General features: G+C 69.5%; 5 protein-coding genes and 2 pseudogenes. 5 read left to right on the forward strand and 2 right to left on the reverse strand.

Annotation, left to right across the window (positions count from 1 at the left end; all coding sequences use genetic code 11):
- From KV557_RS40950 to KV557_RS40970, 5 genes and pseudogenes are all read left to right on the forward strand, one after another.
- Positions 1-2,148 (forward strand): annotated as a pseudogene (locus KV557_RS40950) (hypothetical protein); the annotation flags it as partial.
- Between the two features lie 9 nt (positions 2,149-2,157).
- A complete protein-coding gene (locus KV557_RS40955; RefSeq protein WP_308130310.1) occupies positions 2,158-2,805 on the forward strand; it encodes a hypothetical protein in 648 nt (215 codons plus the stop codon).
- Positions 2,806-2,865: 60 nt separating this feature from the next.
- On the forward strand, positions 2,866-3,747 hold the full coding sequence (locus tag KV557_RS40960) for a pentapeptide repeat-containing protein (protein ID WP_256178710.1): 882 nt from the start codon (positions 2,866-2,868) through the stop codon (positions 3,745-3,747).
- An 88-nt stretch (positions 3,748-3,835) separates the two neighbouring features.
- Positions 3,836-4,804 (forward strand): hypothetical protein, encoded by a 969-nt coding sequence (locus tag KV557_RS40965; RefSeq protein WP_218207164.1) that lies wholly within the window; start codon positions 3,836-3,838, stop codon positions 4,802-4,804.
- A gap of 3 nt (positions 4,805-4,807) precedes the next feature.
- Positions 4,808-5,695 (forward strand): pentapeptide repeat-containing protein, encoded by an 888-nt coding sequence (locus KV557_RS40970; protein ID WP_218207165.1) that lies wholly within the window; start codon positions 4,808-4,810, stop codon positions 5,693-5,695.
- A gap of 79 nt (positions 5,696-5,774) precedes the next feature.
- Here the strand turns inward: KV557_RS40970 and KV557_RS40975 are convergent, their stop codons facing one another.
- A complete protein-coding gene (locus KV557_RS40975; protein ID WP_308130311.1) occupies positions 5,775-6,656 on the reverse strand; it encodes an immunity 49 family protein in 882 nt (293 codons plus the stop codon).
- Positions 6,653-8,134: pseudogene (locus KV557_RS40980) on the reverse strand (hypothetical protein); the annotation flags it as partial. The pseudogene KV557_RS40980 and the gene KV557_RS40975, both read right to left, overlap by 4 nt.

Consider the following 8,134-nt stretch of genomic DNA (forward strand, 5'->3'; position numbering starts at 1 on the left):
ACCGGCAAGATCCACCCCGGTGAGGACGCGCCGAAGGAACTCCCCGGCGACCACCCCGGCAGCACCCCCGACCACCCGGTCAAGCCGAACGGCCCCGACCCGCTCCACACCCCGGCCAAGGCCAAGGTCCCCGAGATGGCGGGCGTCGGCGGGCGCGACGGCGTCATCAAGCTCGGCTCGGACCTGTCCGACCCGTTCAAGGTGCCGGACCACATCCCGGACCACTTCCCGGATCGCGTCCCCGACCACGTCCCGGAGCACATCCCGGACCACCTGCCCGACCACACCCCCGGCGGCCACGCCCCCGAGGGCCCCAACGCGAGCCACGAGCCCCCCGGCCACAACGACGGGCCGGGCCACGACGGCAACGGCGGGCACACGGGCGGCGGGGACCACAACACCGGCGGTCACGACGGCGGCTCCGGCGACCACACGGGTGGCAGCGACCACACCGGCGGCCACGACGGCGGTTCGGACCACCCGACCACCGGCGGCCACGACGGGGCTCCGGGCTCCGGCGAACACCCGCCCGCCGAGGAGCCGTTGGGCAACCGCCCCGACGGTTCGTGGGAGGGCGAGAAGGGCCTCAAGCTCAACCCCGAGGCCAACGCCGCCGCCGACAAGTTCATACACGAGGCAGCGACCCACGAACCGCGTGTCACCGAAGCCGTCCAGGACGTCGCGGGCAAGGTCGACAACGGCAAGCTCATCGGCCTGGAGTACCGCCTCAAGGGCGAGGACTCCCTCAAGCGCAAGCTCGCCACCGACCTCGGCGGCAACGCGCTGCTCAAGCCCGAGGACGCCCTCGCCGAGATCAAGGACTCCGTCCGCTACACCATCGAAGTCCCCGCCAACGACTACGCCCACGGCGTCCAGCAGGCCGTCGAGGACCTCCAGAAGCGCGGCTTCGAGAACATCACCTTCAAGAACACCTGGGGCTCCGCCGGCTACAAGGGCATCAACTCCACCTGGCGCGACGCCGTCACCGGCCAGAAGTTCGAGCTCCAGTTCCACACCCCCGACAGCTTCACCGCGAAGATGGACGGCCACGTCCTCTACGAGAAGGAACGCCTGCCCGGCCTCACCCCGGACGAACTCACAGCCATCAAGGCCGAACAGGCCGACCTCTTCGGCAAGGTCCACGTCCCCGAGGGCGCCGCCGACATCAAGCTCCCCACCGAGCCCGTCCACGACATCCCCACCGGCACCACCCACGAACCCCACGGCACCGGCCACAACCCCGGCACCGAACACCCCAAGCCCGACGGCACCCACACCCCCAACGGCGACCATCCCAGCGGCTCGGACCACAACGGCGGCGGCGACCACACCCCCGGCGACCACAACGGCGGCCACGACGGTCCGACCGGTGGCGACCACACGGGTGGTTCGGACCACCCGACCACCGGCGGCCACGACGGTACTCCCGGGCACGGCGGCGGTGACCACAACGGTCCCGGCAACGGGCAGGGCCACGAGGGCGGCCGGCCGGAGAAGCAGCCCGGGGTCTACCTGGAAGGCGACCACATCGGCCAGCAGCCGAGCGGCCCCATGGCACCCGAGCACGCGGCCGACGTCTTCCAGGCGCTCCGCGACGCGAAGCTGCCCCCGCAGGACGCGGAACGCGCGCTGGTCCAGCTGAAGAAGCAGGGCTACGGGGCGTCCGTCGCCGACTACATCAGGAACAAGCGGTTCGCCGACTGCCCCGGCTACAAGAAGCTGATCGAGCAGGTCAAGGACAAGGGCATGATGCCGGCAGTGAACCAGGCACTGGACCACGCGGCGGAGCTCGAATCCAAGGGCATGACGGGAATCGAGTTCGAGCTGAAGCTCCCCGACGACAAGCTCGACCTGGACGTCCTGACCCGAGGAGCCGACGGAAAGGTCGATTACGCCGCCCAGCTCAAGGACATCCAGGGCGTCTCCGGCATCAAGTCCGCAGTCAAGAAGATCGCGGAAAAGCAGCTCGGCGGTTCCGGTGTCGGTTTCAAGATCGGCATCCTTGACATCGACGACCTGCGGGGCGCGATGGGGCCGGATGAACTCCAGGCCGTGCAGCGAGCGGCGGACCGGAGCAACGCGACCTTCGAGCTACGATTCAACGACGGGTCCGTCACCGTATTCCCGACCAACTCGTTCAAGCCGTAAGGAAGTCCTGTGTCATTTCTCATGCGTGCGCCGAAAGAAAGCGCCTCGTGGACCTGGGACCTCGACGGCGTGAAGGAAGCGGGCCTGGAATCGGTGCTCGCGGTCGCGGCGCAGATGTCCGGCGTCCTGCGCAGGCACGGCCTGCTGGAACCCGGCGCACTCGAATGGACCTGGTTCCAGATCGGCAAGGGAGGCCTCGGCATCCACAGCCGGCTCAGCCTCGTGTCGCGTTCGCTCGACGAGCCGACGCTCGCCGACGAGATGCGGGCCTGCCGACCGGTCGGCCATCCGCAGGCGGAGATGGGCGCGGTCACCGTGTTCGGCTCCGGCGCCTGGATCGACGCGGACGGCGAGGCCCGCACCGAGTACCGCCTGGTCGAGCTCATGGTGTCGCCCGACCCGGTCCTCGGCCCCTACGCCGAGCTGTCCGTCTACCACGACGTCTGGAGCGAGTGCGACTTCCGTGGGCAGCCGCACCCGGCGGTCCACGCGAGGAACGCACCGCGCCTCGCGGCGGCCCTCCAGGAACTCGACGGTCTGCTCGGCGTCGAAGCCGAACCGGGCGAGCGGACTTCCTTCGGCATGGCCGAGGGCTACGGCCTGGAGGCCCCCGAACTGATCGACGGGCTGGGACCGGATCTCACCCACCAACTGTGACCGTCCCGCCGTTGACAATCATTGAGTAGAAAGGGGGTTGGGGCGATCGTGGCATCCGATATGCCTGACAAGTGGTATCCCAAGACCCTGCCGCTGGATCAGCAGGCGGCCGCCCGGCTCGGCGCCTGGGTGACGGCCTCGGGCAGCGAGGCATTGCAGGCCACCGAGCTCGACCTGCGCGGAGCCAACCTCTCCGGCGGGGACTTCACCGAGGCGTGGTTCACCTTCGCCGTGCTCGTCGGCGTCTCCTTGGCGGGCGCCGACCTCTACCGCGCCCACCTGGAGAAGGCCGACCTGACCGGCGCGAACCTCACCGGCGCCAGCCTGGTCAAGGCCACCCTGGACCGGGCCACACTGCGCTCCACCTGCCTGGACCGCGCGAACCTGACCTCGGCCTCCCTGGTCGACGTCGACGCCAGCGCCACAACCTTCCGCCGCGCCGACCTCACCAACGCCACCCTCCTCCAGGTCGACCTGCGCGGCGCCGACCTGTCCGACGCCGTCACGGCGAACACCTCGTTCATCGTCCACGTCGACGACCACACCGTGGTCCGCGGCCTGTCCGGCACGCTCTTCGGCCCCGTCACGGTCGTCACCGGGGACACCGAACAGGAACTCGATGGCGCCGCCCTCCAACAGTGGTTCACCGAACACGGCGCCCAGGTCGAAGTCCTCGGCGGCGAACCCGTCACGTACTACGCGATGTTCAGTGGAAAGTACACGCGGGAAAACCCCCACGGGGTCATGCGCCGCCGCATTGTCGACGGCATCGACGTCGACGAGGCCTTCACCCGCAACCTGCGCTGGGAACCGACCGAATACCTCCGCCGGTACTACTTCGGCCACAACGACATCGACCACGCCGAGATCACCAGGGCCGAAGTCGACGCCTTCATCGAACGCGTCAAGCAGGCCGTCGGCCAACCGCCACAGGAGAACTGACCTCCAGTACTTATGAACGCCCGATGGCCCGACCACCATTTCGGCGGTCGGGCCATCGGATTCGTAGGTTCACACCGGAGGTGGCACCGTGATCGCCAGTACGCCGGTCGCCCGTTGGACCTGGGGCGACTTCATCGAGGGTGAGGACCAGATCCTCCGCTGCCTCGGCGATCTACTGGCCGCACAGGCCGTCCTGGCCTCACACCGGCTGGTGATCGGCGAGCCCCGGACCCGTCTCACCGTCTCGGAGTCCGGCAAGCCGCGCTCCGCGCTCTACCAGGGCGAGCTCGCCGCGGACGGCTCCGCCGAGGAGCTGGCGGCCGTGGTCCGCGCCGCCATGCGTCCCGGCCCCATCGGCTCTGCCGACGCCACGCTCTTCCCCGCCGGCGAGCTGTTCGGCCCCGAGGGAGAGGTCCGCACGGAGGGCCTGTTCGGGCTGTCGGCAACCACGTACACGGACTTCGCGGCCGTGGAGCTGGTGACGTACTCCGACGCCTGGATGCCCTTCGACCTCAGGGGCCGGCCCCAGCCCGCCGTGCACGAGGCGAACGCGCCCCGGCTGGCGGCCGCCCTCGCCGAGCTCACCGAAGCCCTCGGTTCCGACCTGGACCCGGAGGACCCAACGTACTTCGGCACGCCGACCGAGACGGGCGTCGACCCCCAGTTCGACCAGGACGGAACCCCGTCCGACACGTGGTCGCGGTTCGAACTCGTACGCCGGTACGGTGACTTCACCCACGCCCCCGGCCTCGGGCACATCGGCTACCGCCGAACGGCGGCCGGTGACGTGCGCTACATACCGATCGCCGACGAGCACGGCACGCTCGGCTACCTCTGGGCCTCCGACGCCGAGAACGCCGCGAGCTTCGAGCCTCTCGACGTCGACCACGACGAGCGCCACCGCGCCGCTCTCGGCTGGCTGGACCGCCTGCGCTCGGCTTACGACCGCAATCTGTCCCCCACCCAGGCCCTCACCGAACTGACCGGCCGCTCACCAGAGGCCGCAGACGGCCCCGTCGCCCTGTCGGCACTGCGCGCACAGGCAGAAGAGAGCTGAGACATGACATCCGACAACCGTGACAAGTGGTACCCAAAGAGCCTGCCGCTGGACCAGGCGGCCGCGGCCCGACTCGGCGCCTGGGTGACCGCGGCGGCCGGCGAGGCACTGCAGGCCAACGAGCTCGACCTGCGTGGAGCCAACCTCTCCGGCGGGAACTTCACCGGGGCGTGGTTCTCTCACGCCGTGCTCGCCGGCGTCTCCCTGGCCGGCGCGGAGCTCTGGCGCGCCCGCCTGGAGAAGGCCGACCTGACCGGCACCAACCTCACCGGCAGCAGCCTGATCAAGGCCACCCTGGACCAGGCCACCCTGCGCTCCGCCGGCCTGGACGACGCCGACCTCACCTCGGCCTCCCTGGTCGACGTCGACGCGACGGCCGCGACCTTCCGCCGCGCCGACCTCACCAACGCCACCCTCCTCCAGGTCGACCTGCGCGGAGCCGACCTCTCCGACGCCACCACGGCGAACACCTCGTTCACCGTCCACGTCGACGACCACACCGTGCTCCGCGGCCTGTCCGGCACGCTCTTCGGCCCCGTCACCCTCGTCACCGACGAGACGGAGCAGGAACTCGACGGCATCGCTCTCCAGCGCTGGCTCACCGAACACGGCGCCGAGACCGAGGTCCTCAGCGGCTTCACCTACTACGCGAAGCTCCGCACCGGATTCTCCCGCGAGAACCCCAGCGGAATCGTGCGCCGCAGCTCGGTGGACGGCATCGACTACGACGAGGCGTTCACCCGCAACCTGCGCTGGGAACCGACCGAGTACCTCCGCCTCTACGAACTCGGCCACAACAAGATCGACCACGTCGAAATCACCCGCGCCGAGGCCGACGCCTTCGTCGCCCGTATCACCGAGGCCCTCAGCACTCCGCCCCAGGAGAACTGACCTCCAGGACGCATGAACGCCCGATGACCCGACCATCATTTCGGCGGTCGGGCCATCGGGCGCTTATGCGTCCAGCGGCCTACGTCGGAAATTCGCCACACCAATTGCGGCCGATGAGGGCCGCAGGCAGGTACTCGGACTCGACCTCGATGGGGAATCCCGCATCGTGGGCGAAACAGGCCATCGCGAGCGGGGCGATGGCGACGGCGCCCGCGAGTTGGGTCTCCCGGCTCTCGTGGCTCCAGTACCGCTTGTGCCATTCGACGGCGTTGGTGAGGGCCCGGCCGAAGCCTTCGCGGTCGTCCCGGAGAATGCGGTGGAGCATTTCCATCGGCGGGTAGATCAGGTGCTGGACGGGCACCGGGTCGGCGACGGTCTCCGGGTCCGTCGCGTTGATCGCCGCGACCAGCTTGTCGCCGAGACCGGGGCCGCCCTGCCAGTAGGTCTGGAGCGTGTCGATCCAGATGTAGTAGTACTCCGGGAAGGCCGAACCGTTCTCCCGCAGCAGGGACACCGGCACCTTGCACAGGGCCGTGAGCCTCTCCCGCTCCCGGCACGCCGCTGCCAGGTAGAAAGCGGTCAGCCACGTACCGGGGTTCACGTGCCGATGGCCACCGGTGGCCGGGAACGTGCGGTCCTTGTGCGCGATGCGGCACACCACGTGGTCCTCGGTCGTCGTCGCGGTGGCGAACACGGCAGAGCCGACCTGCATGGCGGTCACCCAGGCGTCCCAGGTGGGGAAGATCGACGCCTGGGGGTCCAACAGACTGCGGCCGCCGGCGATGCGGAGCGTGGTGCCCAGGACGTCGCCCAGAAGGGCGCCGTTCGTCTCGGCCTTCTCCAGCCGCCGCTCGACGTCCTCCTGGAGCATGGCGAGGCCCGCTTCCGCGTTCCCCATGACGGGAAAGGGGTGGCGGCTGATGATCGAGGCCAACGCGATCTCCTTCTCCTTCGAGTTCACTTGAACAACTTGAAGTACTTGAGGTCGGCCCCAGCATACTCACCGACCGTTTCGCGGGCCTTGACCTGGACGTACTGCAAGCTCTTGTCGTCGATGGCGTCCTTGATCTGCTGGGCGTACTTGCCGTCCTCCACGGAACCCATGGCGGCACGCTCTTCCATGTCCGCCACGATCGTGTGGACGTACTCGAGCGTCCCCTGCTGGACCTTCGTGGGGACCTGGAAGTAGTCGCCGTTGCTGTGACGCCAGAGCAATTGGCCGTTGGGGGCCTTCGCCTCGACGATGATCAGCTTTCCGTCCTCGTTCATCCAGAGCTGGTCGAACCGCTTCGCACCGTTCGGGGTGTCGGGAAGGTGGATCTCCTTGTATCCCTTGAATTCCGGGAGTTGGAGCATGTGCTGACGTGCGGCTTCCTCGCCGAGGGTCTCGGAGACCCCGCTGTTGGGGGCGATGCCGTCATCGACCGTGTCGTAGAAGTGCTCCTCGGCCTTGGCCACGGCTGCTGCATTCTCCGGGGACTCGTCGTGCTTGAAGGCGTCCTCGGCCTTCTCCAGGTCCATCCACGCCTCACGGCCGCGCGCGACCTTGTCGAGACCGTCGAGGTTGCCCGCCGGAACCGTTCCGCGCTCGCCCGGCACGGGTTCGTGGGGCGTATCGAGGTGGAACTCCCTCGGGTTCGCGTGCAACATGTCGTCGGCGGCGATCCAGCCGTTGTCGGTGTGCTTGAGAATCGGCAGCATCTGGCCGTCGACCAGTTCGGTCGCGCTGTTGCGCTTGCCGGGGAAGTACTTGTCGTAGTGCTCCGCGCGCCAGGCCGGGTCCTCGTTGGCCAGCCGGACATGCTCGCGGGTGATGGCGGCCTTCTCCTCCGGGGTCCGGTCGTCGTACGGCTTCTCACGGGCGGCCTCGTACTCGGCGCGGTGCGCGGCGCGTTCCGCGTCGGTGGTGCCTGGGTGGGTGCCGTCGTGACCGCCCGTACCCGCGCCGTCGTGACCGCCGGTCGAACCGCCGTCGTGCCCACCAGTACCGTCGTGCCCACCAGTACCGTCGTGGCCACCCGTACCGTCGTGGCCACCCGTGCCGTCGTGCCCACCAGTACCGTCGTGACCGCCCGTGCCCGTGCCGTCGTGCCCGCCGGTGGTCGGGCCGTCGTGCCCGCCCGTGCCCGGGGTGTCGTGGCCGTTGCCGGACGGGTTGAGGTCGTTGCGGGGGCCCTCGGGGGCGTGGCCGCCGGGGGTGTGGTCCGGGGCGTGGCCGCCGGGTGCCAGGTGGTCGGGGACGTGGTCCGGCACGTGGACCGGTTCGGAGAGGTCCGAGGTGAGCTTGACGACGCCGTCCCTGCCGCCGACCCCCACCAGTTCGGGGACCTTGACCTGGGCCGGGACGGGGCTGTGGGGCTTGACCGGGTTGTGGTCCGCGCCGGTGTGGTCGCCGCCGTCCTTCGGGGCCTCGTCGCCGTGCTGGCGGAGGTTGCCGGC

This window comes from Kitasatospora aureofaciens (assembly GCF_019192735.1).
In the GTDB taxonomy this organism is placed as follows: domain Bacteria; phylum Actinomycetota; class Actinomycetes; order Streptomycetales; family Streptomycetaceae; genus Kitasatospora; species Kitasatospora aureofaciens_A.

What these genes read in the sequence shown, in the direction of transcription:
- KV557_RS40960 (WP_256178710.1), top strand. Translation starts at nt 2,866, where the DNA reads ATGCCTGACAAGTGGTATCCCAAGACCCTGCCGCTGGATCAGCAGGCG.
- KV557_RS40970 (WP_218207165.1), top strand. Translation starts at nt 4,808, where the DNA reads ATGACATCCGACAACCGTGACAAGTGGTACCCAAAGAGCCTGCCGCTG.